Source organism: Blautia sp. BIOML-A1, from assembly GCF_009883055.1.
In the GTDB taxonomy this organism is placed as follows: Bacteria; Bacillota; Clostridia; order Lachnospirales; family Lachnospiraceae; genus Blautia_A.
Genome location: NZ_WWVR01000020.1, coordinates 40,741 through 66,400 on the forward strand (window position 1 = coordinate 40,741; position 25,660 = coordinate 66,400).

Annotated in this window: 22 protein-coding genes, 1 tRNA gene and 1 pseudogene; 10 read left to right on the forward strand and 14 right to left on the reverse strand. The window is 41.3% G+C overall.

The window, feature by feature from the left end; translation table 11 throughout:
* The first annotated feature begins 130 nt into the window (after positions 1-130).
* Complete coding sequence (locus GT674_RS10275; protein WP_161285607.1) at positions 131-1,696, forward strand: CDP-glycerol glycerophosphotransferase family protein; 1,566 nt, start codon at positions 131-133, stop codon at positions 1,694-1,696.
* 22 nt (positions 1,697-1,718) lie between these two features.
* Here the strand turns inward: GT674_RS10275 and GT674_RS10280 are convergent, their stop codons facing one another.
* From GT674_RS10280 to GT674_RS10290, 3 genes are read right to left on the reverse strand one after another with little or no spacing between them, the layout of a single operon-like run.
* A complete protein-coding gene (locus GT674_RS10280; protein WP_161285608.1) occupies positions 1,719-2,495 on the reverse strand; it encodes a sulfite exporter TauE/SafE family protein in 777 nt (258 codons plus the stop codon).
* Between the two features lie 29 nt (positions 2,496-2,524).
* Complete coding sequence (locus GT674_RS10285) at positions 2,525-3,079, reverse strand: GNAT family N-acetyltransferase (protein ID WP_161285609.1); 555 nt, start codon at positions 3,077-3,079, stop codon at positions 2,525-2,527.
* A 20-nt stretch (positions 3,080-3,099) separates the two neighbouring features.
* Complete coding sequence (locus GT674_RS10290) at positions 3,100-3,351, reverse strand: kinase (RefSeq protein WP_161285610.1); 252 nt, start codon at positions 3,349-3,351, stop codon at positions 3,100-3,102.
* 181 nt (positions 3,352-3,532) lie between these two features.
* Between GT674_RS10290 and GT674_RS10295 the strand changes: the two genes are divergently transcribed.
* Positions 3,533-4,621, forward strand: coding sequence for a pyridoxal phosphate-dependent aminotransferase (locus tag GT674_RS10295; RefSeq protein ID WP_161285611.1), 1,089 nt, complete (start codon positions 3,533-3,535; stop codon positions 4,619-4,621).
* Between the two features lie 14 nt (positions 4,622-4,635).
* Here GT674_RS10295 and spoIIID read toward each other — a convergent pair whose 3' ends face one another.
* A complete protein-coding gene (spoIIID, locus tag GT674_RS10300) occupies positions 4,636-4,890 on the reverse strand; it encodes a sporulation transcriptional regulator SpoIIID (protein ID WP_161285612.1) in 255 nt (84 codons plus the stop codon).
* 89 nt (positions 4,891-4,979) lie between these two features.
* Positions 4,980-5,972, reverse strand: coding sequence for an aldo/keto reductase (locus GT674_RS10305; RefSeq protein WP_161285613.1), 993 nt, complete (start codon positions 5,970-5,972; stop codon positions 4,980-4,982).
* Positions 5,973-6,249: 277 nt separating this feature from the next.
* Between GT674_RS10305 and GT674_RS10310 the strand changes: the two genes are divergently transcribed.
* From GT674_RS10310 to GT674_RS10320, 3 genes are all read left to right on the forward strand, one after another.
* Positions 6,250-6,630, forward strand: a complete 381-nt coding sequence (locus tag GT674_RS10310; protein WP_161285614.1) for a 4Fe-4S binding protein — start codon at positions 6,250-6,252, stop codon at positions 6,628-6,630.
* Between the two features lie 2 nt (positions 6,631-6,632).
* A complete protein-coding gene (locus GT674_RS10315; RefSeq protein WP_173901624.1) occupies positions 6,633-7,316 on the forward strand; it encodes a DNA alkylation repair protein in 684 nt (227 codons plus the stop codon).
* A gap of 64 nt (positions 7,317-7,380) precedes the next feature.
* Positions 7,381-8,472 carry an FtsW/RodA/SpoVE family cell cycle protein gene (locus GT674_RS10320; RefSeq protein ID WP_161285615.1) on the forward strand — a complete coding sequence of 364 codons (1,092 nt, stop codon included), beginning with the start codon at positions 7,381-7,383 and terminating at the stop codon, positions 8,470-8,472.
* Positions 8,473-8,501: 29 nt separating this feature from the next.
* Here GT674_RS10320 and feoB read toward each other — a convergent pair whose 3' ends face one another.
* Together feoB and GT674_RS10330 are read right to left on the reverse strand one after the other, a co-directional pair.
* Positions 8,502-10,865 carry a ferrous iron transport protein B gene (feoB, locus tag GT674_RS10325; RefSeq protein WP_161285616.1) on the reverse strand — a complete coding sequence of 788 codons (2,364 nt, stop codon included), beginning with the start codon at positions 10,863-10,865 and terminating at the stop codon, positions 8,502-8,504.
* A gap of 216 nt (positions 10,866-11,081) precedes the next feature.
* A pseudogene (locus tag GT674_RS10330) lies at positions 11,082-12,236 on the reverse strand (FprA family A-type flavoprotein); the annotation flags it as partial.
* Between the two features lie 268 nt (positions 12,237-12,504).
* Here GT674_RS10330 and GT674_RS10335 point away from each other — a divergent pair.
* Positions 12,505-12,987, forward strand: a complete 483-nt coding sequence (locus tag GT674_RS10335; protein ID WP_227240237.1) for an Lrp/AsnC family transcriptional regulator — start codon at positions 12,505-12,507, stop codon at positions 12,985-12,987.
* Complete coding sequence (locus GT674_RS10340) at positions 12,984-14,159, forward strand: aminotransferase class I/II-fold pyridoxal phosphate-dependent enzyme (RefSeq protein WP_161285618.1); 1,176 nt, start codon at positions 12,984-12,986, stop codon at positions 14,157-14,159. The genes GT674_RS10335 and GT674_RS10340 overlap by 4 nt, the downstream gene beginning before the upstream one ends.
* A 42-nt stretch (positions 14,160-14,201) precedes the next feature.
* On the opposite strand, the gene GT674_RS10345 is transcribed toward GT674_RS10340, so the two are convergent.
* Positions 14,202-15,074 (reverse strand): DMT family transporter, encoded by an 873-nt coding sequence (locus tag GT674_RS10345; protein ID WP_161285619.1) that lies wholly within the window; start codon positions 15,072-15,074, stop codon positions 14,202-14,204.
* Positions 15,075-15,317: 243 nt separating this feature from the next.
* Between GT674_RS10345 and thrH the strand changes: the two genes are divergently transcribed.
* A complete protein-coding gene (gene thrH / locus GT674_RS10350) occupies positions 15,318-15,923 on the forward strand; it encodes a bifunctional phosphoserine phosphatase/homoserine phosphotransferase ThrH (protein WP_161285620.1) in 606 nt (201 codons plus the stop codon).
* A gap of 103 nt (positions 15,924-16,026) precedes the next feature.
* Here thrH and GT674_RS10355 read toward each other — a convergent pair.
* Together GT674_RS10355 and GT674_RS10360 are read right to left on the reverse strand one after the other, a co-directional pair.
* Positions 16,027-16,097 (reverse strand) — tRNA-Gly (locus tag GT674_RS10355).
* A gap of 91 nt (positions 16,098-16,188) precedes the next feature.
* Entirely contained in the window at positions 16,189-17,937 is a 1,749-nt protein-coding gene (locus GT674_RS10360) for an ABC transporter ATP-binding protein (protein ID WP_161285621.1), read from the reverse strand.
* Positions 17,938-18,262: 325 nt separating this feature from the next.
* On the opposite strand from GT674_RS10360, the gene GT674_RS10365 reads away from it, so the two are divergent.
* Positions 18,263-19,162, forward strand: coding sequence for a DegV family protein (locus tag GT674_RS10365; RefSeq protein WP_161285622.1), 900 nt, complete (start codon positions 18,263-18,265; stop codon positions 19,160-19,162).
* A 178-nt stretch (positions 19,163-19,340) separates the two neighbouring features.
* Here GT674_RS10365 and GT674_RS10370 read toward each other — a convergent pair whose 3' ends face one another.
* The 4 genes from GT674_RS10370 to GT674_RS10385 are packed head-to-tail and all read right to left on the reverse strand — an operon-like array spanning position 19,341 to position 24,400.
* On the reverse strand, positions 19,341-20,825 hold the full coding sequence (locus tag GT674_RS10370) for a glycoside hydrolase family 32 protein (protein WP_161285623.1): 1,485 nt from the start codon (positions 20,823-20,825) through the stop codon (positions 19,341-19,343).
* 25 nt (positions 20,826-20,850) lie between these two features.
* Positions 20,851-22,530: an ABC transporter substrate-binding protein gene (locus tag GT674_RS10375; RefSeq protein WP_161285624.1), complete on the reverse strand. Its 1,680-nt coding sequence runs from the start codon at positions 22,528-22,530 to the stop codon at positions 20,851-20,853.
* Between the two features lie 21 nt (positions 22,531-22,551).
* Positions 22,552-23,445, reverse strand: a complete 894-nt coding sequence (locus tag GT674_RS10380) for a carbohydrate ABC transporter permease (protein ID WP_118697337.1) — start codon at positions 23,443-23,445, stop codon at positions 22,552-22,554.
* Positions 23,446-23,461: 16 nt separating this feature from the next.
* A complete protein-coding gene (locus tag GT674_RS10385; RefSeq protein ID WP_161285625.1) occupies positions 23,462-24,400 on the reverse strand; it encodes an ABC transporter permease in 939 nt (312 codons plus the stop codon).
* Between the two features lie 141 nt (positions 24,401-24,541).
* Between GT674_RS10385 and GT674_RS10390 the strand changes: the two genes are divergently transcribed.
* A complete protein-coding gene (locus GT674_RS10390; RefSeq protein WP_161285626.1) occupies positions 24,542-25,570 on the forward strand; it encodes a LacI family DNA-binding transcriptional regulator in 1,029 nt (342 codons plus the stop codon).
* The last annotated feature ends 90 nt before the right edge of the window (positions 25,571-25,660 follow it).

The window sequence follows — 25,660 nt, forward strand, 5'->3', positions numbered from 1 at the left end:
AATTTTTGTAACTGTTCAGCACCCTCACAGTCACGAGTCAAAATGCATTCCAAAACACCTCGCGGAATACTACCTTCTGAATAGTTACTAATTTTTTTCAATTAAAATTCACATGACAGGGAGTTTTTTCATGGAACACATATTATATGTCACTCATATTAAAATAAATAAAACTCAGCTATATCTTACGATTCAGCTTCCAAAACCTGACCTGAAACTTCGGGCAGAACTTTATTATCAGAATTCTTCACAGGATTTCCATCATCCTCTCAGGTGTATTTCCAGGACTTCCCAGAAACTGATTTTCCAGATGGATGTTTCTGTTCTGGAAAATGGTGAAAATGACTGGGATCTGCTGATTCGTTCCGATAAGACTTCAGAATCCTGGACGGTAATTCTCGGTGCCAGACTGCGTACACAGCTCATCCTCGGAAACTACTGTATTTCCCAAAATGGCTGTCTGTTTTTCCCTATGGGAAGCACAGGACATCGTTTCATCCTTCGAAGCCGTCCTCTGCGCTCCTGTGACAGCCCGAGTTTTCATTTTAAAGAACTTCTGGCTTTCGGGCTTGGCAAATTGCTGCATCCATTCTGGAAAAAGTGCCATATCTGGCTTATTTATGAAAAATACTGTGTCTCCGCTCAGGATAACGGCTTTTATTTTTTTCAGTACTGTATGAAATACCTTCCAGAGAAAGAACGAAAAAACATTTTCTTCATACTGGATAAATCTTCTCCTCAATGGAAGGATACCCGTAAATATCATTCCAATGTTATTCCTTTTTTAAGTTTCCGACACCTTCTGTATCTGATCACATCCGAATTATATGTTGCATCAGATAGCCGGCTTCATGCATTCGTCTGGAAACCTATGCCAAATCTGATTTCCCGGGAGATCAATAAACACGATATCTATTTCCTCCAGCATGGTGTGCTGGCACTGAAACGGGTGGAAAATCTTTTTGGAGCTAAAGGTGCAAGTTCCATGACATATTTTACTGCTTCTTCCGAAATGGAAAAATCCATCATTGAAGAGAATTTCGGTTATAAGCCCGAACAGATTCCTGTAACCGGACTCAGCCGCTGGGATGTTTTAAAAGATAAATCAGATCCTGCACATCCCTCCATCCTTGTCATGCCTACATGGAGAAGCTGGCTGGAAGACCAGAGTGATGAATTTTTCTGTCAGAGCCAATATTACCAGGAATATACAGCTCTTCTCAACGATCCGGAGCTTCAGAAGTTTTTGCACAGTTCCCATACGGAACTGATCTTTTATATTCATCCTAAACTCCGGGAATATATCTCCTCTTTCCATACAGAAGATTCTCAGATCAGGCTGATCCCATTTGGAAGTGTACCGCTTAATCAGCTTATCATGAAATGCTCCATGTTGATCACGGACTACTCCAGTGTGTCATGGGATGCATATTATCTGGGCAAACCAATTCTCTTTTATCAGTTTGATCTGGAGAAATACAACGAAACCTGCGGAAGCTATATCGATATGGAGAAGGATCTTTTTGGTGAACGCTGCACGACAAGAACAGCTCTACTTCAGAAAATTTCCGAATATGCGAAAAATGGTTTCAAAGAAAAGCCGCAGTACGCAGATATGAGGAAAAACTATTTTGCCTATCATGACCATAACAATCGCAGACGAACCTACGAATTTATAAAAGACCGAGGCTATTAACACCCCGGTCTTACTCTTCTGTTTATCCAATTAATTCCGTCACTACTTTTATAAAAAAGATTACGATCACAACCACCATGACCGGTTTTACAATTTTACTTCCATTGCTTGTAAAGCAATGACTTCCCAGATAATTTCCAACCATGTTGCAGCAGCCTGCCGCAACACCCAGAGGAATATATGCCGCTCCATTGAACAAAAATACTGCAAGTGCAGAAATGTTTGTAGTAAGATTAATCGCCTTTGTGGTTCCTGCCGCATCATTCAGTGATAAATGACAAAAGGCTGTAAACAGCAGCATAAGAAAGGTTCCTGTTCCCGGTCCATAGATTCCGTCATATATTCCAACTACAAATGCAATTCCTATACACTTCATGATCAGATTTCGGGTTACTTTATCTACTATTTCATAATCCGGCTTTTCCTGAAGTGCTTTGCTTCTCAGCACATAAAATAAAATGACCGGAAGTACGACCAGCATGGCTATCTTTAAAACTTTCTCATCTATCATCAGAGTAATCTTCGCACCCAGTGAAGAGCCCGCGATTGCAGCTACAATGGCCGGTACGCAGATTTTCCATTTCATAAATCCCTGACGCAGATAATAGAAAGTGGAAACCGTCGTTCCCATGGCACTGCTGATCTTATTTGTCGCAATTGCCGTATGTGCAGGCAGTCCCGCGATCATATATGCCGGCAGAGAGATCAGCCCTCCACCTCCTGCAATAGAATCTACAAATCCCGCCAGAAATACAAACAGACACACAACCAGATACACTAAAACTATATGTTCTCCCATAATTCTCCCCGTTTATTTTATCTTTTGTTTTATTTTGTTTCTGAAAGTAAAGTCGGATTCAGGAACTGCACATACTCCTCACCCAGCACTTCTCTCAGGAAATCCACATATTCCTGAAATGTAAGTTCTCCATCGGGTGTAAGAATTTCAAAATCCGTATCATACACATTCGCAAACAATCCTGTCTCTTTCAGTCCATTTCGAAGATAAAATGCTTTTCTTCGTTTACGTTCCTGTGCATTGTCTGCCTGTTCATCCTGAATTTCTATCTCAAAAATATATTTCTGATTTTTAAAATGTACAAGCAGAACTTCCAAACCTTTACTTCCATAACCTCCGCTTCGTTTTTCCGGTATGATTGCATAGTAATCAAGCAGTGCACAATTTCCACTAAGCATATTGATGGCAAGTCCTACAAACTCATCTCCATCTACTATTGCAAGCATTTCCATCTTACCGTCTTCTACAAGCTGTTCCATTACGTGAAGCGGTTTTTTCTCCTGCTCCGGAAAAGCCATCTCATACAATTCATATAGCTGTGATTTATACCGCATCCCCTCATCAGCAATATTCATTAGTTTCATAGTTTTCCTACTCCTGTCTTTTAATTATTTATCATATCCGGCCAGGAAAAAATCTCTGCAGATATCTCAGCTTCATAGTCGCCCTCGATATCCTGGCTTCTTCCCGCCTCATAAATATTGGTCTCTGCACCCCAGACTCCATCATGATATTCCCATACATGAAATTTCAGACCACGAAACATAAAATCCAGACTTCCACATCCGTCTTCCTCTGTATATTCGTATTTAATATTTTTGGCTCTTAACGCATCCTGTACTTTTTCTAATCGCATATCTATCCCCCATTTAGCTGAATAAAAGACAGAGTTTTCTCACTCTGTCTTTTTACTTTTATGATAATATGAAATCTATTATATGCAAAATCCATCGGAAAAGCAAGTTTATCTACTTGCGGATATATCTTCAATGCTTTATGATAGTACTAAACTAAAAAATGTAAGGAAGTATGCAACTATGACTACCAAAATGGTTTTCCACGGAAGTGATATAGAAAAAATCTGCAGTTATTATCATTTAAATAAAGAAGATATCATAAAATTCGGAGCCAATGTCAATCCCCTTGGCCTTTCATCCAATGTCAGAGAAGCGCTTGCTTCTCATATTGATCTGTTTTCTTCGTATCCGGATCGAAACTATACAACTCTTCGTAATACGATCTCAGAATACTGCCATATTCCAGCTGATTTTATCCTTCCTGGAAATGGATCCAGCGAACTGATTTCTCTGTTGATTCAGGAAAAAGCACCTAAGCATACCCTGATTCTTGGACCTACTTATTCTGAATACTCCCGCGAACTTTCTTTCTCCGGAAGCACGCAGGAATATTATCATCTGCGGGAGGAACAGGATTTCTGTCTGGATGTTGATGATCTCTGCCAAACACTTGCTGACAATTATGATTTTCTTATCCTCTGCAATCCCAACAACCCAACCTCCTCTGCAATTTTTCAGGAAGAGCTCAGAAAACTGCTCACTTTCTGCAGCAATCATGATATTTTTGTAATGATCGATGAGACCTATGTTGAATTCGCACCGGAAATTGACAAAATCACCGCGGTTCCGCTTACCAGAGAATTTTCCAATCTCATGGTATTGCGTGGTATTTCCAAATTTTATGCTGCCCCGGGTATGCGTCTCGGATATGGCATTACCGGAAATATGGATTTCCTTTCCAAAATGAAAGAAAAACAAACTCCATGGTCCTTAAACAGCCTTGGTGCCTATGCCGGTGAACTGATGCTCAAAGATCAGGAATATATTCAGGCTACCAGAAATCTTATTCTTTCCGAAAGGGAAAAACTTTACAGGGAACTAAAAGAGATTTCAACCTATAAGGTTTATCCGGCTTATGCCAACTTCATCCTGCTCAAGATCCAGAAACCGGGACTGACCTCTTTCGATGTCTTCGAAGCCTGCATCAAACAGGGACTTATGATTCGTGACTGTGCTTCTTTCCAGTGTCTGGAAGGAGAATTTATCCGTTTCTGCATCATGATGCCAGAGGACAACGCCCGTTTACTCAATGTATTAAAGCAGCTGTAATCCAGCTGCTTTTTTCATCTCGCCATATGAAGATACTTTTCTTTCGTAGCCAGTCCGCCCCGGATATGCCGTTCCTGCTTATTCACATCCAGGATCTTCCGCACTTCTGCTGCCAGAGAAGGATTAATCGTCCGCAATCGTTCCGCACAGTCTTTATGTACCGTACTCTTGCTTATCCCAAATTTCTTTGCCGCCTGGCGCACTGTGGCACGGGTTTCAATTATGTAACACGCAACTTCCACCGCCCGCTCTTCAATATAATCTTTCAAAGGAAAATCCCCCGAAGACACCGTTTTTACAGTGTATGCAGGGGATTCTTACAAACATTCCCTCTAATTTCAAACTATACTCTTTTATTTTAGTTCAATGAGATTTCATCAATCTGTTTCAGTTCTTCCTTCGTAAACGGAGCACAGCTGACTGCCTTTATATTATCAAGAATCTGCTGAGGCTTTGAAGCACCGATCAGTACACTTGTTACCTCTTCCTTCTGAAGAAGCCATCCAAGAGCCATATCCGCAAGTTTCTCTCCACGCTGTGCTGCCAGTTCATTCAGCTTACGGATCTGATCCATTCTGTGCTCATCGAGAATGCTTTCTTTCAGAAATCTTCCGTCTGTCCTGATACGACTGTCTTTTGGAATACCATTCAGATAACGATCCGTCAACTGTCCCTGTGCAAGAGGACTGAATGTAATCAATCCTTTCTTCAGAATACCCGTTGTTTTTTTGAGGCCATTTTTCTCTACAGTTCTGTCAAAGATAGAATAACGGTTCTGGTTGATCACAAACGGACAATGAAGGTCTTTAAGGATTGCGGCTGCTTCACTTAATGTCTTTCCATCATAGTTGGAAAGTCCGACATACAGAGCCTTTCCACTTTGCACAGCACTTGCCAGTGCCCCCATCGTCTCTTCCAGCGGAGTATCCGGATCCATTCTGTGATGATAAAAGATATCTACGTACTCCAGTCCCATACGTTTCAGACTCTGATCAAGACTCGCAAGAAGATATTTACGACTGCCCCAGTTTCCATAAGGACCATCCCACATCTCATATCCTGCTTTTGTAGTGATGATCAGCTCATCACGGTAAACACCCAGATCTTCTTTCAGGATTCTGCCAAAGTTTTTTTCGGCACTTCCCGGTTCCGGTCCATAATTATTAGCCAGATCAAACTGCGTGATTCCATTATCAAAAGCTGTAAAACAAAGCTTCTTCATATTTTCAAAATTCGCAGTGTCACCGAAATTATGCCATAATCCCAGCGATACTTTTGGAAGCATCAGTCCACTGTTTCCACAGTGGCTGTATTCCATCGTTGTATATCTGTCCTTTGATGCAGTGTACATATCTTTTCCTCCCGCTGTGTTTTTTTGTATTCCTGTAACGGTTCAGTACCTTCACAGTTACAACTTTCTTTTATACAAGATTATCACTTGAAGTGCACTTGAAGTCAAGAGTTACTGTTCACAAATAATATCCCGCGAGGTGTTTTGTCATGGATATGACAAAATCCCGAGACATATGGGGCAAGAAATTATTTCATATATAAAAAAAACAAAATTTATTGAGTAAAATTATCAATAATGTTACAATAAAAGAAAAAAACACGCGGAGGGAATTCAAATGAAAAAACTTAAAGTAAAAAAAGGAAGTACCTGTATGGCATGTCTTGCCTGTGTTGATGCCTGTTCTCAGGCATTCTACAAAACCTTCAACCCGGAGCTTGCATGTCTGGAGATTGTAGAAAAGAAATCTATTCGTCCAATGACCTGCCCACAGTGCGGTAAATGTGCAGAAGCATGTCCGGAAGGAGCTATCACACAGAACGCAAAAGGTGTATACATGATCAACAAGAAGAAATGTACCGGCTGCGGCAAATGTGCGGAAGCATGTCCATTTGGTCTGATCGTTAAGACTGAGGGGAACCCGGCATCCAAATGTATTGCATGCGGAATCTGTGCAAAAGCATGCCCAATGGACGTACTTGAGGTTGTTGAAGACTAAAAATGCTGAGCATCACAGAATTAGAAAAACAATTATTTGAAATGCAGGATCTGAAGTATCGGGATTTTCACAGCAGACTTATGCCGGGGATTGATAAAGAAACCATCATAGGAATACGGACACCGATTCTCCGCAAATTCACAAAAGAATTTGCCAGAACACCAGGTGCAGAGGAATTTCTTACCCAGCTTCCGCACCGATACTATGAAGAAAATAATATGCATATGATGATCATTACTTCTATTTCTGATTATGAGACCTGTCTTGCTGAGATCCAAAGATTTCTTCCATACATAAATAACTGGGCAACCTGTGATTTTCCTGCTCCGAAATGTTTTGCAAAACATCTCGGAGAACTTCTGTCGGAAATACAGAACTGGATCGTATCTGGTGAAACTTACACTGTTAGATACGGAATCGGTATGCTGATGAGACTTTATCTGGATGATGCTTTTCAGCCGGAATATCTTGAAATGGCAGCCAATATAACCTCAGAGGAATATTATGTAAATATGATGATTGCCTGGTATCTGGCAACAGCTCTTGCAAAGCAATGGACTGCAACAATTCCATATCTGGAAGAACGACGACTCTCAGAATGGGTACACAGAAAAACGATTCAAAAAGCCGTTGAAAGCTACCGGATCTCACCAGAACAGAAAATCTATCTAAAAAGCCTGCGGTAATCCCGCAGGCATATTTTTTGTATTTTTTCCATAACTTTAAATAAAATCCATCTCGGAGTCTGCCATGTCAAAAAACAGAGAAAAATCTTCTTTCCAGGCAGATATGACCCTGCTGACACTGGTAGTGCTTCTTACTGTTTTGGGCCTTGTTATTCTTTTCAGTGCCAGTGAATATAATGGCAGAGTCCGATTTCATGACTCTGCCTATTATTTCAAAAAACAATTATTTGCCTCCTCACTCGGACTTGGCGTGATGTACTTTGTTTCAAATATAAGTTACCGTTTCTTTGTGCGTCTTGCCCCGGCGGCATATTTCCTGTCTATGCTGTTATCAACTGCTGTACTCCTTTTCGGGCAGGAGATCAATGGCTCAAAACGATGGCTGAACCTTGGACCGTTATCTTTCCAGCCATCAGAATTTGCCAAAGTAGCTGTTGTTCTTTTTCTGACCTGGCAGATTGACAATTCTCGAAAAAAGATCGACGGGTTCTGGTTTATGTTTCGGACTATGTTTACGCTTCTTCCTATCGTCGGTCTGGTTGGCTCCAATAACCTGAGTACAGCAATCATCATTCTTGGAATCGGTGTTATTCTGATATTTGTTTCCTCACCTCACTATCTCCAGTTTCTTGCTCTTGGCAGTGCCGGCATTGGATTCATCACCATTTTTCTGGCTGCCGAAAGCTATCGCCTTGAACGTCTGGCAATCTGGAGAAATCCAGAAAAATATGAAAAAGGATTTCAGACTATCCAGGGACTCTATGCGATTGGAAGCGGTGGACTTCTTGGACGGGGACTGGGAAACAGTATACAAAAACTGGGCTTCGTACCCGAAGCCCAGAATGACATGATCTATTCTATTATCTGCGAAGAATTCGGACTCATCGGAGCCATTCTTCTGCTATTTATTTTTGGTCTGCTGCTCTGGAGGCTCTGTGTCATCTCCATGCACAGCACAGATCTTTCCGGAGCCCTTCTGTCTGCCGGGATCATGGGACATCTGGCAATCCAGGTCATACTGAATATCGCTGTTGTCACCAACACAATACCCAACACCGGAATCACCCTGCCCTTTATAAGCTACGGTGGCACTTCCATCGTCTTCCTGCTCGGTGAAATGGGGCTCGCTCTAAATGTCAGCCGCTGTCGGAAATAATGTTTCCAAAAATAAACAACTACTGTCTGTTAGAAAATCAATCCTCCCACAAGATAAACCACCAATGCTGCCAGCCATGCGATCACGCATTGTCCGATCACAACACCTGCCGCCCATTTACTGCCAAGTTCTCTCTTGATAGAAGCAATAGCTGCCACACACGGTGTATATAGCAGACAAAAAGCCAGAAGACTCGCTGCCGAAAGTGGTGTAATGCTATCTAGCAGTACTGCTGTATTTCCAAACAGAATAGACAAGGTGGAAACGACACTTTCCTTTGCCATAAATCCTGTAATCAGTGCTGTTGAAATCCTCCAGTCACCAAATCCCATCGGCTTGAATATCGGTGCCACAACACTTGCCAGCATAGCAAGAATGCTGTCTTTCGAATCTGTCACAATACTCAGATGTGTGTTGAAGGTCTGCAAAAACCAGATAACAAGTGTAGCCATAAAAATAACTGTAAATGCCCTCTGCAGGAAATCCTTTGCCTTATCCCAGAGCAGATGACCTACATTCTTTGCTCCCGGCATACGGTAGTTTGGAAGCTCCATGACAAAAGGAACTGCCTCGCCGCTGAATAAAGTTTTTCTCATCAGAAGTGCCATCAGAATTCCCATTATGATTCCACCAAAATATAAGGCGATCATCACGATGGCGCCATGACCAGGGAAAAATGCAGCTGCAAAAAATGCGTAAATAGGGAGCTTCGCAGAACAGCTCATAAACGGTGTCAGCATAATTGTCATCTTACGGTCTCTCTCTGACGGAAGTGTACGGCTTGCCATAACACCTGGTACAGTACAGCCAAAGCCTACCAGCATCGGTACAATACTTCTGCCGGAAAGCCCAATCTTACGAAGCAGTTTGTCCATCACAAATGCAACTCGCGCCATATATCCACTGTCCTCCAGCAAAGAAAGGAAGAAAAACAATGTTACGATGACCGGCAGAAAACTCAGCACGCTTCCCACACCATTAAACACACCGTCGATCACCAGTGAATGCAGTACATCATTCACCCCGGCCGATGTCATCCAGTTGTCAACAAAATTTCCAAGTGCCGTGATTCCCATCTCCAGCAGATTTTGGAAAAATGCACCGATCACACTGAAAGTAAGGAAAAATACAAGTCCCATGATTCCGACAAAACATGGAATTGCTGTATATTTTCCCGTGAGGATCCTGTCAATCTTTACACTGCGAAGATGTTCCTTACTTTCTTTTGGTTTCACGACAGTTTCATCACAGACTCTTTCAATGAAATCAAAACGCATGTGGGCAATTGCCGCTGCTCTGTCAAGTCCTCGCTCTTTTTCCATCTGCTGAATAATATGTTCCAACATTTCCTTTTCATTCTGATCAAGCTTCAGACTGTCCATGATCAGCTGATCTCCCTCTGCCAGCTTCGCTGCCGCAAAGCGAACCGGAATCTCTGCTGCCTGGGCATGGTCTTCGATCAGATGCATGATTGCATGGAGGCATCTGTGGACTGCACCACCATCTTCATTCGCATCACAGAAATCTATATTCTGTGGCTTCTCCTGATATTTTGCAACATGGAGTGCATGGGCTACCAGTTCGTCAATTCCTTCATTCTTGGCCGCTGAAATCGGTACAACCGGTATTCCCAGCATTTTCTCCATGCGGTTGACAAGAATGGAACCTCCATTCTCTCTCACCTCATCCATCATATTCAGTGCAAGCACCATCGGAATATCAAGTTCCATCAGCTGCATGGTCAGATAAAGGTTTCTCTCTATATTTGTAGCATCTACAATATTAATAATTCCCTTCGGATGTTCATCCAGAACAAAATTCCTCGTCACGATCTCCTCACTGGAATACGGTGACATCGAATAGATTCCGGGAAGATCTGTAACAAGTGTATTGTTTCTTCCTCTGATCATCCCGTCTTTTCGGTCTACAGTAACCCCCGGAAAATTTCCCACATGCTGACTTGAACCTGTAAGCTGGTTAAACAATGTTGTCTTACCGCAGTTCTGATTGCCTGCAAGAGCAAATGTAAGCAGTTCACTGTCCGGCAATGGATGTTCATTTTCCTTTTCATGATATTTACCGCCCTCGCCCAGGCCCGGATGAGGAATCGCTTTGGTAATATCTTTCTTGTGCACAGCCTTCCCCTCATACGGCTTCACTTCATCCCGAATATTCTCTATCTCTATCTTTTCGGCGTCTGCAAGGCGCAGTGTCAGTTCATAACTATGGATACGAAGCTCCATCGGGTCTCCCATCGGTGCATATTTCACCATGGTCACATCTCCCTTTGGAATCAGACCCATATCCAGGAAGTGCTGCCTTAATGCTCCTTCACCGCCAACGGAACGAATTGTTGCAGTTTTTCCGATGGGCAGTTCTCTTAATGATGTCATAATCTGCTTCCTTCTTTCTTCTTGTGTCTATTGATATTTTTTCTCAGTACGTATGAACTAACCCTATGATAATTGAGAATATTTGTCAATAGTTATTCTGTAAAAAGTCAAAATATTGTAGTTTCGTTGTAACTGTTCACAGTAACGTTTCGTTCCAGACAACAACAGCCCCTGCGACTCCATCCTCGCAGGGGCTGTTGCTGTTATATAATTTTATTTACAGAGTTCTTCTGCCATCTTATCCAGTTCTTCAATATTTTCGTCACTTAAAGAAGACATGATCTTTACAGTTGTATCAAGCCATGTGATATTTTTGCTCTTCTCAAATTTAGAAGCCATAACCTTTGCTGCATTCGGTGCCCAGCTTCCATTCTCGATCAGACCGATTGTACGGTTCTGATAATTTCTCTCGGTCAGATGGTCAATATAAAACTTCATAAACGGGAAAATATCTGCATTGTAGGTAACGGATGCAAGAACCAGCTTTCCATAACGGAAGGCATCTGCTACTGCCTCTGCCATATCATCTCTTGCAAGATCAAATACTGTAACCTTCGGGCATCCCTTTTCTTCCAGCTTCTGTGCCAGAACTTCAACTGCTTTCTTTGTATTTCCATATACAGATGAGTATGCGATCACAACGCCCTCGCTCTCAACTTTATAAGAGGACCAGATATCATATTTCTCCAGATAATGTCCCAGGTTCTCAGTCAGAACCGGTCCATGCAGAGGGCAGATAATCTGGATATCCAGAGTTGCTGCTGCTTTGAGAAGTTTCTGTACCTGCGGTCCATATTTTCCAACAATACCGATATAATAACGACGAGCCTCGCAGTCCCAGTCCTCTTCTACATCAAGAGCTCCGAATTTACCAAATCCGTCAGCGGAGAACAGTACCTTGTCTGTACTGTCATAAGTCACCATAACCTCCGGCCAGTGTACCATCGGTGCAAATACAAAAGTAAGAACATGTTTACCAAGCGTCAGAGACTCACCATTTCCAACTTCCAGGGTTCTTCCCTCAAGATCCATATCTCTGAAGAAATTCTTCATCATTCCAAAAGTCTTGGTGTTTGCAACAATTGTTGTCTCCGGATATACCTTCATAAAGTTCTCAATATTTGCCGCATGATCTGGTTCCATATGCTGAACTACCAGATAATCCGGCTTCGCATCACCGAGAACTGCTGCGATATTGTCCAGCCACTCCTTCGTAAATCCTGCATCTACTGTATCCATAACTGCGGTCTTCTCATCTCGGATCACATAAGAGTTGTATGCCATTCCATTTGGTACAACATACTGACCCTCGAACAAATCTACTTTGTGGTCATTTACGCCTACATATAAAATATCATTTGTAATCTGCATTCTGCTTCTGCCTCCCTGAGCTTTATCATTTCCTGACTTTTTCTCTGTTACCGTTCACTATGTAAACAGTTACGCTTCTCTTATTATATCATCCTTTTTATGGAAATCAATCATTTTAGAATATATACTTTACTGTTTTAATCCACTTTTATCATTTTGCATATCCTTTTGTTTTTACTGTAAAAATTTTATCAAACGTGGTATGATAGAACTAATCTCCGGAAACACTCCGGCACAGATTACTGACTTAAATTTGGAGGATATAATCTTGAGAAAACAAATATTAAGCTATCTTGAAAAAAACAGCAAAATGGATCCCAGAGAAATTGCCATTCTGCTTGGTACAGAACCCGATGTTGTCGAAAACGAGATCCGCAAAATGGAAGAGGAAAAGATTATCTGCGGCTACCATACCATGATTGACTGGGACAAGACCAGTTCCGAAATGGTCACTGCTTTGATTGAAGTACGCGTAACACCACAGCGCGGTCAGGGATTTGATTCCATCGCCGAGCGTATTTACAAGTATCCGGAAGTCCGTTCCGTATACCTGATCTCCGGCGGCTATGACCTTATGGTCATTCTGGAAGGCAAAACTCTCAAAGAAGTTTCCCAGTTTGTAACGGACAAACTTTCCACCCTGGACTCTGTCTTAAGTACCGCTACTCACTTCATTCTGAAGAAATACAAAGATCATGGTACAATCTTTGATCAGAAAATCAAAGACGAAAGGATGCTGGTGACACCTTGAGAAAACTTATCGCAGACAAGGTGGCAGCCATCCAGCCATCTGGAATAAGGAAATTTTTTGACATCGTAAGCGAAATGGATGACGTTATCTCTCTCGGCGTCGGTGAACCGGATTTTAATACTCCCTGGCATATCCGCGATGAGGGAATCTACAGCCTGGAAAAGGGCCGTACCTATTACACTTCAAACGCAGGTCTTCTGGAACTCCGCCAGGAGATCAGCAAATATGTACAGAATAAATATCATGTTTCCTATGATCCAAAAACAGAGATTCTTGTAACTGTAGGCGGCAGCGAGGCGATTGACCTTTCCATGCGTGCCATGCTCGAGCCTGGTGATGAGGTTCTGATTCCTCAGCCATCTTTCGTTGCCTATGAACCTTGTGCAATTATGGCAGACGGCGTACCAAAATTCATCGATCTCAAAGCCGAGAATGAATTCCGTCTGACCGCTGATGACCTGCGTGCTGCAATCACGGAGCGCACCAAGATCCTTGTCTTGCCATTTCCAAACAATCCCACCGGCTCCATCATGTCGCGCAGGGATCTCGAAGAAATTGCTCAGGTTATAATCGAAAATGATCTTATTGTAGTATCTGACGAGATTTATGCAGAGCTTACCTACTATGATGAACCACATGTATCCATCGCAAGTCTTCCCGGAATGCAGGAGCGTACGCTTCTTCTGAACGGATTTTCCAAGACCTTCGCCATGACAGGATGGCGTCTTGGTTATGCCTGCGGACCTGCCGAGCTCATCAAACAGATGACTAAACTCCATCAGTTTGGTATCATGTCCGCACCGACTACAAGTCAGTATGCAGCGATTGAGGCTCTTCGAAACGGTGAGACAGCTGTTCAGGAAATGCGTGAAGCCTACAACGGACGACGCCGCTATCTGATGCATGCTTTCAAAGAAATGGGTCTGGAATGCTTCGAGCCATTCGGTGCCTTCTATGTTTTTCCGTCAATCAAAGAATTCGGCCTGACTTCTGATGAATTCGCAGAACGACTCCTTCGTGAAGAGCATGTCGCTGTCATTCCAGGTTCTGCCTTCGGCAAATGCGGCGAAGGATTTATCCGTATCTCGTATGCTTACTCTCTGGAGAATCTTAAACTGGCAATGTCACATCTTCAGCGATTTATTGAGAAATTACGCAGCGAAAAACAATAATTCTTTTGCACAAGGATCATATAACGCAAAAGCAGCAGAGAATCAATTTTTCTCTGCTGCTTTCATGTTATAAAGGAACATTCCAAGTGATGCCAGAATGATTAGTCCGTATCCTATGAAACTGTATTTATCCGGAATCTCTCCAAAAAGGAAAAATCCAAGAAGTGTTGCAAATATAATCTGCGAATAATCAAAGATCGATATCTTGCCTGCCGGCGCATATGTATACGCTGCCGTGATCGTAAATTGTCCGCCTGCCGCAAAAGCACCTGCCATCAGAAGCGTTCCGATCTGGGTCCAGGTCATCGACACATAATGAAAAATCATATATGGCAGTACAAACAGACAGGAAAACACAGAAAAATAAAACACAATAACAGGCCCCTTAATTCCATGTGTTCCAAGTACCCGCACCATTGTATAGGCAATTCCTGCTCCAAGTCCTCCACAGACACCAATAAGTGCCGGGATCAGTGCCGCATCCTGGAATCCTGGTTTTACAACAAACAGACATCCGATAAATGCCAGGAATACACAGGCTCCCTGCACCGGTGTGATTTTTTCCTTCAAGATCAGAAACGAAAAAATGATGGCAAAAAACGGAGACAGTTTATTCAGAATGGAGGCATCCGCTACCAGCAAATGATCGATCGCATAAAAGTTACAGAGTATTCCAAGTGTACCAAACGCACATCGAAGAAAAAGTATTCCCAGATACTGCTTCTGCACCCTTGGTACAATATGATTTCTGGTCAGAATCGCTGCCGCAAAAACAGCAGCCACCAGATTACGGAAAAAACTCTTCTGTACAGATGGAAGATCCCCTGCCAGACGCACACTTACATTCATACATGCAAAGAAAAACGCTGACAAAATGATCATCGTCATTCCTTTTATATAATTTTCCTGTTTCATTTCAAATTACCAACTTTCTCTGATGCAATGAGGATAACTCATTGCCTGATATTTTCTGTTTATCATACCACCGATTTACTTTCAGATACAATAGTGATTCTGACTGTTTTTTTATTTTATCATTTCGCTAAATTTAATATAGAAGTTTTGAGATCTTTCCGTTATAATAATACCTGAATACACACTTAGAGAAACGCGTCAACGTATTACAATACTAAAGTCGTTTCAGAACGGAGGATTATTATGGAAATTGTTTGTTTAGACCTTGAAGGCGTACTGGTACCTGAAATCTGGATTGCATTCGCAGAAGAAACCGGTATTCCGGAACTGAAGAGAACAACAAGAGATGAGCCGGATTACGATAAATTAATGAAATACCGTCTCAACATTTTGAAAGAGCACAATCTTGGACTGAAAGAAATTCAGGAAACAATTTCCAGGATTGATCCGCTTCCGGGTGCAAAAGAATTCCTCGACAAACTCAGAGAATTAACACAGGTAATCATCATCAGTGATACCTTCTCTCAGTTTGCAGGTCCTCTGATGAAGAAACTCGGCTATCCGACAATCTTCTGCAATTCCCTTGTTGTCGCAGATAACGGTGAAATCACCGATTTCAAGATGCGCTGCGAAAAATCCAAATACACAACCGTCAAAGCTCTGCAGTCTATCGGATATGACACCATCGCCAGCGGTGACAGCCACAACGACCTCGGCATGATCCAGGCAAGCAAGGCAGGATTCCTGTTCAAGAGCACAGATGCCATCAAATCCGAATATCCGGAAATCCCGGCATATGAGACATATGACGAACTCTACAATGCAATTAAAGAAGTGATTGAAGGATAATTTTTCTAATTCCATTTTTAACCAAAAAACTCCCTGGCATTTCAGTTCCTTTTATGAAAAATAAGGTTCTGAATCGTCAGGGAGTATTTTATTGTAGCAAAAAAGCGGGTGATGGGAATCGAACCCACGTATCCAGCTTGGAAGGCTGGTGTTCTACCATTGAACTACACCCGCATCTGTAATGCATTTACTATAATATCATATTTTCCAGAAAATGCAAGCAGATTTTTAAAATTTTTTATATTTTTGTATTTATATATATTGTTTATTCTTTTAACTCCTGTGTATGGACCAGAGAAGCATAGATACCAGCCTCCCTCATCAGCTCCTCATGTGTTCCTTTTTCCACGATCTGACCCTGCTCGATCACCACAATCTTATCCGCATTTTTTACTGTAGAAAGTCTGTGAGCAATAATGATCGTTGTCCTTCCGACCGCAAGCTTTTCGAAGGTTTCCTGAATCTTTGCCTCTGTCACACTGTCAAGTGCTGAGGTTGCCTCATCAAGAATAAGCACCGGCGGATTTTTGAGAAAAATACGTGCAATTGAAATCCTCTGTTTCTGCCCTCCGGAAAGGAGTGCTCCTCTCTCTCCGACATTCGTATCAAACCCTTTTGGCATCTCCATGATGTCATCGTAGATTTCTGCCATCTTTGCGGCTCTGATGATCTCATCCATCGTTGCATCCAGCTTTCCATATCGGATATTTTCTGCAATACTGTCCGCAAAAAGAAATACCTCCTGCTGCACAACACCAATGTTTCTGTGCAGAGATTCCTGCGTTGCTTTCCTTACATCCATACCATCAATTGAAATACTGCCCTCTGTAACATCATAGAATCTCGGGATCAGCTGACTGAGTGTTGTCTTTCCTCCGCCTGATGAGCCGACAAAAGCAATCGTTTCACCTGGTTTAATATGAAGAGAAACATCCTGAAGCACATCCTGATCTCCTTCATAGGCAAACCCGACATGTTCAATATCAATTCTTCCCTCCACATTCTGAAGCTCATCTGCATCCGGATCATCCTTCAAAGCCGGTTCTGTACGCATCAGCTGCACAAATCTGTGAAGACTGGCCGTTCCGTTTGCAATCAGTTCCACCGTTGTCGAAAGCTTCCTTACCGGATTCACAAATGTAGAAACATACAGGCTGAATGTGATCAGATCAATGATATTCAGCTGCTCTGACATGATCAGTGCACCGCCAACTGCAATCACGATCACAGAAAGAATGCACATAAAAAATTCCATCACCGAATTAAAAAGTGCCATTGCCCTGTAAAAATCCGCCTTGGAATCACGATAACTCAGATTCGCGGAGTCGAATTTATTAAGTTCCTTTTCCTCGTTTGCAAAAGCCTTCGCTGTACGAAGTCCGGAAAGTCCGGATTCAAAATCTGTATTGATAGATGCCATCTCTTTTTTGACATTACGCGAAGCATTCTGCATAGAGAAACGACATTTCCACACAACCAGCAAAAAAATCGGAATCGTCACTGCGATCACCAGTGCCAGTTTCCACTGAATCGTAAACATAATGATCAGCGCACCAATGATCGTCACTGTCGATATAAAAATATCCTCCGGTGCGTGATGTGCAAATTCCGTAATGTCAAAAAGCTCCGATGTGAGCTGACTCATCAGCTGCCCCACACGGGCATTGTCAAAATATGCATAACTCAGTTCCTGAATGTGCTGAAACAGATCATGCCGGAAATCCGTCTCCACCCGCACACCAAACGTATGTCCCCAGTAAGTAATAATATAGGTAAAAACTGACCGCAGGATATACGCACAGAACACAACGACCATTACCGTCCAGAATGTCCTCCACGCATTATCCGGCAGCAGCTTGTACATACACCACCTGGAAATAAACGGAAATGCCAGATCTATTACTGCTATTGCCAGAGCACATACCATATCCAGCAAAAACAGCTTCCTGTGTGGTTTAAAATATGACAGGAATATCTGCATCTCACTTTTGTTTTTAAAATCTTTCTGGTTCATTTCTTATTGCTCCTGATTCTTATTTATTCTCTTATTTTAGCATAAATTCAAGTCGAACGCACGTAAAGATTTGATACGTGATTCTGGTCAGCATAAGCTATTGAAATATTTTAAATTTGGTGTTACAATTTGTCACATTATTATAAAGCATTTTATTTACAATCAAACATTTCACGGTTATCAATTAATATTTTAGGAGACGATCATTATTAAAAAAGCCGAAGAAAAAACGATTTCTGCCAGTGTCAGCGTCCATACCGATCCCGGTGCTGTAGGCATTGGTATCAGTTTCAGATAGAATATCACAGAAAGGATCAAATATACCATGTTTCAGATTTTTGTTGACTCCGCAGCCAATCTTCCGGCTGTGACCGCTAAAAAATATAATATTCATGTAATTTCTTTTGTGAATCTGATTTCCGGAAAAGAAGTTACCTGCTACAACCCTGATCTTTCACCTGAAGAAGAACGCGAAAAAGGCAAAGAATATTATGATGCCATGCGCAAAGGCTGTGAGATCAAGACAGGTCTGATAAGCACTGCGACCTTTGAAGAAAAATTCCAGAAAGCCTTCGATGCTGATCAGGATGTCCTGTATTTGTCCTTAAGCAAAAATATCAGTGGAAATTTCAATTCTGCAAGATTAGCGGCTGAGGAATTATTAAGCCAGAACACAACCGGCCGCAAAATACGACTGATAGATTCTCTCAACGCATCTCTTGCTCAGGGACTTCTTGCCATCTATGCAAGTATCATGCGTGACAAAGGCATGTCCGTCGATGAAGTCGCCGATTCTATAGAACCCCTTGTCGGCAAGATGAATGGTGTCTTTACTGTCGGAGATCTTAAATACCTTTCCCGCACCGGACGTATCAAGGGAAGTATAGCCACTATCGGAAATGTTCTCAAAATCAAGCCTATTCTCAGAGGAAACAAAGATGGCTATATTGTAACTTATAAAAATGTCCGTGGACGTAAAGCAGCCCTGAATACTCTGATCAATCTGGTTTGTGATAATATTATAAAACCTGAAGAACAGATCATCGGTATTGCACATGCCGACGCTTACGAAGATTCTCTTTATATCATGGATAAAATAAGAGAAAAAATCAACGTACGTGATTTTATCAACACATCTTACGACTTCTGCACCGGAAGTCATGTTGGTCCTGATACAATTGCCCTTTTCTTTATCGGCAAAGACAGAGAACTGGCCCAGTCATAATTCTTCACACAAAAAGGCCGGGATCCGAAAGGATCCCGGCTATATATATGGGGAAAATAAGCAATGGAAGTTAACCTTCAATTGCGATATAACCATCTTTTTCTTCAACGACTTTCGGTGCTTTCTTCGGAACAGAAAGTTTCAGAATGTCATCTTCAATTTCAATATAATTTTTGTCCTAAACCAAATTATATTTCACTATATCGATTTTAGCTGCACCTTCAGCAAAGAATGAAATTCCTTTTGCCTCTTGTTCTGTAAATATAACAGCAGACATAACCTGCTCACCGTCATTAATAAATATTTCAGCACTGAATCTATCCAAGATCACACGAAGCTTTAATTCATTGGCATCGCCATTTACCAGACACCTTCTCTGATGAACTAATGCTCGTTCGGTTCCTGAAAATTTTCTGTCAATTTTCAGGACAGACTCATCCGGGCGGAAACTTAATTCTGTATAAAACTTCTCATTTTGTGCAAAACGTAATACAAATTTCTTATACACATTTTCTTTATCTTCCGGACGTATCACAAGTTCCATATCTATAGTTCGTCCTTCGATTTTGTCTAATGTGATCGCATCATTATCTATTACTACATCGTTGTACTCAACTCTGTCTTTACGCATTGCATCGAGTTCTTTGATCGGAGTCTGATAAAGTCTTCCGTTTTTCACAGACACTTCTCTCGGCAGACTCATTTGCGCAAACCATTTTGAGTCATTACAACGATGGGCAGTCGTATCCCAGTTCTGCATCCAGGCAATCATAATTCTACGGCCATCCGGTGCAAGCAAAGTCTGCATTGCATAATAATCCATTCCATAATCGACGCTTTGTACTGTCTCTTCTTTTAAGGTATGTGTCTCCGGATCCATCTCTCCGATGATACATAAGGTCCCATTTCCATTATGGAACTCCAGTCCTTCCGGCAACATGTCCTGTGGACTTGTCAGAAGAACATGTTTTCCATCTAATTCAAAAAAGTCCGGACACTCCCACATCTTTCCATAACGTTTTTTATTTTCTGCCAGTACACTGACAAATTCCCATTCAAATCCATCTGCACTTTTATAAAGAAGAATCTGTCCACTTCCATCTGCCGGACGGCTTCCGATCACACAATAGAAGTAGCCATCTTTTTCTTTCCAGATCTTTGGATCCCGAAAATCCACTTTACTTGCACCTTCTGGCAGATCTTTGGCTGTCAGAACCGGATTCTTTTCATATTTCTTATAATTTTTTCCATCTCCAACAGCCACTGCCTGTGTCTGAATATCCCTTGCCGTTCCATCTTCAAGCGTCTCCTGATCTACAGCAGTATAAATCAGCAGCTGTCTGCCGTCGTCCAGTTCTATTGCACTTCCTGAAAAACATCCTATCTTATCATAATCTTCATCCGGTGCCAGAGCTGCCGGAAGATATTCCCAGTGGAGCAGATCTTTACTTACCACATGTCCCCAGTGCATACTGTTCCAGTGTGTATCATATGGATTATACTGATAAAACAAATGATACTCTCCCTGATAACAGGAAAAACCATTTGGATCATTCATCCATCCAACATATGGACTCACATGAAAAGCCGGTCGATCCTCTGCTTTTATCTGCAGCCCCTGTTCAACTTCATATTTTCTAGCCTTTTCTAACATCTCACTCATGCAAATTCTCCTGTTGTTTGTATCGTTATTTTTCTTCACTCAACGACTTCTGATACTCATCAAAGTATTTCTGTTTAATTGAAATATAATCAGAAAGTCCATACTGTTCCATTTTCTTCAGATAAGAATCCCACTCTTTTTCAATTCCGCCATTCAGGATCCAGTCTGCTTTCTTCTGTTCTGCATATTTTTTGATATCTGTATCATACTGAGATACTTTATTGGTGTCATCAATGCTCATGAATACGTTTGGATAAACATATTTACTGTTCATATCCTGTAAATAAGTTTCATGCATATTGTCCAGACGCCATTTTGCATCCTCTGGCTGTGTTACATAGACGTCATAATATTCATTCAGAACTGCAAGAGGACCATTTACAGATTGTGCTTCACGTACTTCTACCGGAGACTGATCCCCCAGATCCATATGTTTCAGCATTTCTCCACCCTCTTTATTTGTAGACAGTTCAAAAATGTTAAAGGAATCCTTCTCTCCATAAGTTCCCCAGTTATTCTGTGGTGACTGAAGTGGTGCATACATCTGATCGATCCATGCAGCAGCAAGTGCTGTGTTACGGCAGCTGGATGTAAGAACACATCTTCCACGATCATATCCACTTGTTTCACTGTTGTTCTGTCTTGTAATATTCCGCATACCATCTGGTCCTGTCAGAGCCGGCAGCATAACATAATCTTCATTATTATCAATATTGGCGATATCCCATGTAAAGCAGAGACCATAGCGGTGATTCTTTCCTTTGGCGACATAAGTAGACCACTCTTGTGTAAATGCTTCCGGGTCAACCAGATCCTCTGTTACAAGTTTATGTAACCACTCAATTCCTTCTTTGTATCCTTCCTGAACGGTTGTATAAATAACTTTTCCTTCATCCGTTACAGCGAAATGATCTCCTGTATCTCCATAGCCTTCTCCAAATCCATTGAGCAGAATTGCCGGATCCTGGTCACCATTATTGATGATAAATGACATTGGAATCACAGCACCTTCAATTGAAAATTCTTTTTCAAGCTCTTCTGCATGATCACGGAATTGAATCAATACCTGTTCCAGTTCATCTGTTGTTGTCGGGATCTCAAGTCCTAGATAATCCAGCCATTTTTTATTAATATACGGAATGTCTCCGATTGCCTGAATGGCTTCTTTTCCAGAACCAAGCTGTTCAATCCATGGGAAGGAATAAATATGTCCATCCGGTGCTGTACACATTGTCCTGTATTCTGGATATTTTTCAAACACTGCCTGTAAATTCGGCATATATTTATCTATCAGATTTTCCAGTGGAATGATGATTCCCTGTTTTGCATAACGCAGCAGATCATAATCGCTCATTCCAGCATTGAATAATCCATCTGGCAAATTTCCAAATTGTGCAAGCGCCAGATTCTTCTTATCAGAGAACTGATCCGATACAAAACAAGTCCAGTCAATATGAACATTGGTCTGCTCTTCCATTCGCTGAAAAATTACTCGTTCATTCGGATCCTGTGTTGATGTAGCCGGTGCATTTGTAATAAAGGAAAGCTCTGCAGTTTCCTTTAATGGAAACTGCACCTCTGATACAGGTGTACCCGGATCAATTTCAGCCTCAAGCTGCTGCTTTTTTCCACATCCTGCAACTCCCACCATCATCGTCAGGGACAGTACAATTGCAAGCAATGCATTTACTTTTCTTTTCTTCATATCTGTATCGTTCCTTTCTTATTAGCCTTTTACCGATCCGACCATAATTCCTTCATCAAAGTATTTCTGGAAGAATGGGTACATTACTAACAGTGGTAAACTTGATACTACGATCGTTGCATATTTCAGCTGTTCTGCTACTTTTGCCATTTCTGCTGTACTCTGAATATCAGCGATCATTCCAGGCTGTGGTGTATTCTGTACCAGGATGGAACGGAGTACCAGCTGTAATGGCTGAAGATTTGCATCATTCAGATAAATCATTGCATCGAAATAACTGTTCCACATTCCAACAAAAGACCAGAGTGCCAGTACTGCGATGATTGGCTTACATACCGGAAGCATGATTTTAAAGAAATGCTGGATCTCATTTGCACCGTCAATCGCAGATGCTTCTCTTAATTCTGTCGGGATTGACTGATAATAAGTTCTGGCAAGAATCATATTCCATACATTAAATGCTCCTGGAATCAGGATTGCCCACACTGTATTAACCATGTGCAGCTGATTGATCAGGATAAATGTAGGAATCATTCCACCACCAAAGAACATTGTGATCAGGAAAATAACATTGAAAAAGTCTCTTCCTACAAATTCCTTCTTTGACAGTGGATACGCAGCCAGTAATGTCACAAAAACAGAAATTACTGCAAATGCAAGTGAATACAGGAAGGAATTCAAAAATCCACGCCAGATCATTTCGTTCTCTAATACTCTTCGATATGCGTCTAATGTCCAGTCCTTAGTGTTAAAACTCAATCCCTGGTTATTCAAAACAGTAGGATCCATAAAGGATGCGAGTACTACATAAATAATCGGTATCGCTATAGAAAGGACGAATAAACCAAGAATAGTAAATCCGATTCCAAGGATTACTTTGTCTGTCCTTGAATATTTTCTCTTTTTTTTCTCCATCTCTTCTCCCTCTTTTCTATAATCCTTCTCCATCATTCAGTTTCTTAACAACCCAGTTCACAAAGATCAGCAAGATAACATTTACAACTGAATTGAAAAGACCTACTGCTGTCGAATATCCATAGTCTCCATTCAGAAGTCCAATACGGTATACATATGTAGACAGGATTTCTGATGCCGGAAGGTTCATATCTGTCTGTAAAGCATAAGCTTTTTCGAAACCAATACTCATGATATTTCCAGCCTGCAAAATAAACTGAATTACAATGATATTCTTAATTGCCGGCAATTCTACATACCAGATCTGCTGCAGAAGATTCGCTCCATCCATGATGGCTGCTTCTTCCAGCTCCTTGCTGGCATTCGCCAGTGCTGCTGTGTACATGATAGATGCCCATCCTGCGGTCTGCCAGATTCCACTTGCAATGTAAATTGTCCGGAATGCAGAAGGCATTGTCATCCAGTTTGTACTGATTCCTAATACTTTATTCAGTGGGCCTACAGGAGATAAAAGCATACGAACCATACCACAAAGCACGATGACTGAAATAAAGTTTGGCATATAGATCAAAAGCTGCACTTTCTTCTTAATTCCGGTCTTACGAATGCGATTCAGAAGCAATGCAAGAATGATTGGAACCGGAAATCCCCACAGTAATCCATAGATACTCAATTTCAACGTATTCATCAGATAGTTCATGAAATCTGGTGAAGATAAGAATCGTCTGAAATACTCAAGCCCTACCCAGGGACTACCAAGAACTCCTTTTATTACATTGTAATCTTCAAAAGCAATCAGAAGACCTCCCATCGGGAGATACTTAAAAATAATTGTCAGTAAAAGTCCTGGCACCAGGAAAAAAAGATATAACTGCCAGTTTTTCTTCACATAAGTCATCTTCTCTCTCCACGTTCGCTTGCTTACGGACTTTGCTTGATTTTGCATTCTTTTCATGCACTTCTTCCTCCATTCCATTGATTTTATGAGAACCGGTTACGTAATCAGTTATTTTATCGTTGCGTTTTTCCATCAAAATTGCTATACTGAAAAATATTATTAACCGTCAGCCATCATATTGAAGGAGATTCAACTTTTATGAGTAAAAAGAAACAGGTAACTTTTGCAGATATTGCGGAATACACCAATTTTTCAAAAACTACAATATCAAGATACTTCAATCATCCTGATTCTCTTACATTAGAAAACCAGGAAAAGATTTCACAGGCTCTTGACACACTTGGATATAAAAAGAATAAGCTGGCAAAAGTTCTGGCAAATGGAAAAAGTGAATTTATTGGAATCATTGTTCCGAATCTTTACCTGCACTATTATTCTGAGATGCTGACACAACTCCTTTCCAGCTACCGTGATTATCATTATAAGTTTCTTGTTTTCGTCAGCGAACATGGCGCAGAAGAAGAACAACAGTATATTGAAGAACTTCTGTCTTATCAGATTGAAGGACTGATTGTTTTAAGTCACACTCTTCCATCTGAGAAACTCGCTTCCTACCAGATTCCTGTCATCGCAATTGAACGCGAAGCAGAGCATATCAGCAGCGTCAATACTGACAACTATATGGGAGCACTTCAGGCTACTTCTCTGTTGATTCGAGATAAATGTGATATATTAATTCACATAAATGTCAATGTGAATAAATCCGCCCCGGCTTATGACCGAATCCGGGCCTTTCAGGCAACTTGTGAAGAATATCATGTGCCATATGATATAGATTTGAGTGTAAAAGGTGATTCTTATCATGAGCTTTTAGATGTAATCCGAGAGATTTTCAATAAGATAGAATCAAAATACCCCGATCAAAAAAAAGGTATCTTTCTTGCGAACGATACCTATGCTAATATGTTTCTTAATTTAATTTTCCAAAAATACGGGACATTTCCTTCCACTTACGAGATTGTTGGATTTGACAATTCTCCGATTGCCAGCGAGGCAATCCTTCCGATCACAACCATCGGACAGCAGATCGATGTGATTGCAAAAACTGCCATGGATCTTCTGGTCCAGCAGATGGAGGAACAGAAAAAGCGTGTTCCCAAACCATTGGGTGAACCCATCCATAAACAGATTACACCTATATTAATTCGCCGCAATACAACAGAATAATTTATTTCTCATGTAAAAAAGTGTCTTCGACACTTCAGCTCCCCTGCCCCTCATTCATGAGGGGATAAGGGGTTTCTTTTTTATTTAAAA

Bases quoted from the DNA above. Each gene is read 5' to 3' on its own strand.
- GT674_RS10275 (WP_161285607.1), top strand. From the start codon at position 131: ATGGAACACATATTATATGTCACTCATATTAAAATAAATAAAACTCAG.
- GT674_RS10280 (WP_161285608.1), bottom strand. From the start codon at position 2,495: ATGGGAGAACATATAGTTTTAGTGTATCTGGTTGTGTGTCTGTTTGTA.
- GT674_RS10285 (WP_161285609.1), bottom strand. From the start codon at position 3,079: ATGAAACTAATGAATATTGCTGATGAGGGGATGCGGTATAAATCACAG.
- GT674_RS10290 (WP_161285610.1), bottom strand. From the start codon at position 3,351: ATGCGATTAGAAAAAGTACAGGATGCGTTAAGAGCCAAAAATATTAAA.
- GT674_RS10295 (WP_161285611.1), top strand. From the start codon at position 3,533: ATGACTACCAAAATGGTTTTCCACGGAAGTGATATAGAAAAAATCTGC.
- GT674_RS10305 (WP_161285613.1), bottom strand. From the start codon at position 5,972: ATGTACACTGCATCAAAGGACAGATATACAACGATGGAATACAGCCAC.
- GT674_RS10310 (WP_161285614.1), top strand. From the start codon at position 6,250: ATGAAAAAACTTAAAGTAAAAAAAGGAAGTACCTGTATGGCATGTCTT.
- GT674_RS10315 (WP_173901624.1), top strand. From the start codon at position 6,633: ATGCTGAGCATCACAGAATTAGAAAAACAATTATTTGAAATGCAGGAT.
- GT674_RS10320 (WP_161285615.1), top strand. From the start codon at position 7,381: ATGTCAAAAAACAGAGAAAAATCTTCTTTCCAGGCAGATATGACCCTG.
- feoB (WP_161285616.1), bottom strand. From the start codon at position 10,865: ATGACATCATTAAGAGAACTGCCCATCGGAAAAACTGCAACAATTCGT.
- GT674_RS10345 (WP_161285619.1), bottom strand. From the start codon at position 15,074: ATGAAACAGGAAAATTATATAAAAGGAATGACGATGATCATTTTGTCA.
- thrH (WP_161285620.1), top strand. From the start codon at position 15,318: ATGGAAATTGTTTGTTTAGACCTTGAAGGCGTACTGGTACCTGAAATC.
- GT674_RS10360 (WP_161285621.1), bottom strand. From the start codon at position 17,937: ATGAACCAGAAAGATTTTAAAAACAAAAGTGAGATGCAGATATTCCTG.
- GT674_RS10365 (WP_161285622.1), top strand. From the start codon at position 18,263: ATGTTTCAGATTTTTGTTGACTCCGCAGCCAATCTTCCGGCTGTGACC.
- GT674_RS10370 (WP_161285623.1), bottom strand. From the start codon at position 20,825: ATGAGTGAGATGTTAGAAAAGGCTAGAAAATATGAAGTTGAACAGGGG.
- GT674_RS10375 (WP_161285624.1), bottom strand. From the start codon at position 22,530: ATGAAGAAAAGAAAAGTAAATGCATTGCTTGCAATTGTACTGTCCCTG.
- GT674_RS10380 (WP_118697337.1), bottom strand. From the start codon at position 23,445: ATGGAGAAAAAAAAGAGAAAATATTCAAGGACAGACAAAGTAATCCTT.
- GT674_RS10385 (WP_161285625.1), bottom strand. From the start codon at position 24,400: ATGAAAAGAATGCAAAATCAAGCAAAGTCCGTAAGCAAGCGAACGTGG.
- GT674_RS10390 (WP_161285626.1), top strand. From the start codon at position 24,542: ATGAGTAAAAAGAAACAGGTAACTTTTGCAGATATTGCGGAATACACC.